At 60.2% G+C, this 1,644-nt stretch carries 2 protein-coding genes; one reads left to right on the top strand and one right to left on the bottom strand.

All coding sequences use genetic code 11. The features are described 5' to 3' along the window. Positions 1-227 precede the first annotated feature (227 nt). On the top strand, positions 228-1,040 hold the full coding sequence (locus tag NW835_RS09905; protein ID WP_414415191.1) for a hypothetical protein: 813 nt from the start codon (positions 228-230) through the stop codon (positions 1,038-1,040). On the opposite strand, the gene NW835_RS09900 is transcribed toward NW835_RS09905, so the two are convergent. Then, positions 1,037-1,644 (bottom strand): PAP/fibrillin family protein (locus NW835_RS09900; protein ID WP_414415190.1); only part of this gene is annotated, 608 nt, incomplete at its 5' end. The two genes, NW835_RS09905 and NW835_RS09900, sit on opposite strands and share 4 nt — an antisense overlap.

Genomic DNA, 1,644 nt, shown 5'->3' with positions numbered 1-1,644 from the left:
TAAAGCGGATGGGGAACCCCCACCCGCCTGCGCGGTGGGGTAGTTCATGAGAGACAGAGGTTGCCGGCGGGATAAACTGAGATGCAGACAGGTGATTTTTGAACCTGACCTTTGCCCTGGTTCTCCCGCTCTGGTGGTTCTGATAAACAAAAACGATGATGTCCTCCCGCTCCTCTTGGATCTCAGGCGTCGCCGCTGCAGGGAGCGGGCTCCTGGTTTGCGCGGTGGTGGCGGGGCTGTTGGATCAGATTTTGCCCACGCTGCCCAAGGTTTCCCTGTCCTTGGCCGGGATCCCTGGCTTGTTGGTCGGGCTCGGATCCGCCTACGGAGTTTGGTGGGTAACCCAGATGGCCTTGCAATCCCCTTCCTGGGCCGATTTCCGAAAATCCCTGTTGGAGGCCGTGTCTCCCTTCGATCCCGCCGACCACGGTGGCAGGCCCGCGGGGGATTCGCGCCTTTGGCAATTAGCGCAGGAGATCCGCCAAACCCAGCTCCGCCACCAAAAGATTCTCGACCGAATTAAGCAGCAGCTGAAAGCCGAAATCCAGATCTGCGAGCGTGTCCAGGCACAACTGCGCAGCGAGCAGCAGCAGTGTCGGGTTCTCCAGGAGCAGGTGCAACAGTTGCAACAGCACCTGCAAAACCTCCAAACCTCATCCCCTTCCCCCCAACTCAAGCCCGAGCGAGAGCAAGCGCTGCGCCACAAGCTGCGCCAGCTTCAATCCCAAGTCACCACCCTGAGGATAGAACTGGAACGCCAAGGGATCCAACTGCAGCAGTCGGAAGCCGAGCGGGCCCAACTCCAGCAGCAGCAGCAAAAACTTAAGCGCCTCCTGCATCGCACAAAATCCGAAAACCAAAAGCTGCGCTCCCAACAGGAGCAATGGGCCCGGCAACTGGAGCAATCCCAACAGGAGTTGCGGACTTTGCAAGAGGCCTACCGCGCCCTGCAGACCCTCTGGGAGATAGGCTCTGGTCTAACCTCCAAGACCCCTCTTTCTGAAATCGCCGCCGCCGAACCCTCTGGCACCTCTGGCTAGCCGCAGCCTCGGCCCACCCGCCGCAAGACAAAAACACTCCCTTCGCTGCCACGGCCAATCCGCAGATCCTCATCCAAATAGGTAATCTCCAGCCAGCCTGTTGGCTCGCGGCGGCGAACGTCGATCTTCACCGCCGGGATCCGTTCGGGATCCCGTTCGAGCAGATAGAGAAAACTCTCGATCTCGTAGCTCATCAACGCCTGGGATCCGAGCAGCAGCCGCTCGAAAATCACCTTGACCCGGCGTTCCGACTCCGGGTAGAAGCGGGCTGCCACCGCCAAAACTCCCCGCGGCAGCCAAGCCTGCAGCCAGCCGGATCCCTGGATCTCCGCCACGTTAAAGACTTGGCCCGCTTGGGCCCGAATGCACTGATAGATCTCACCGGTGGTCAAAAGGGGCAAATTGGCCAACCGCAACAAGTCTGTGCTGGTGGTAAACAGGTTCAGCCAATTTCCCTCCAGCCGTTCTGCGGCAGCCGTTGGGCAAGGGGTGGGGTTGAGGGCTTCCAGGGCGGCAATGTGAGACAAGATCTGGCTTTTTTGGCCGGGCAAGACACGTCGGCCCCGGTCGGTCGTCTCCAGCAGGCGCAACAGGGCCGATTTTT

Source organism: Synechococcus sp. OH2 (assembly GCF_047462155.1).
Classification (GTDB): domain Bacteria; phylum Cyanobacteriota; class Cyanobacteriia; order Thermostichales; family Thermostichaceae; genus Thermostichus.
Note: the sequence above shows the minus strand (reverse complement) of the source record. Positions and strands in the feature narration are given on the sequence as shown.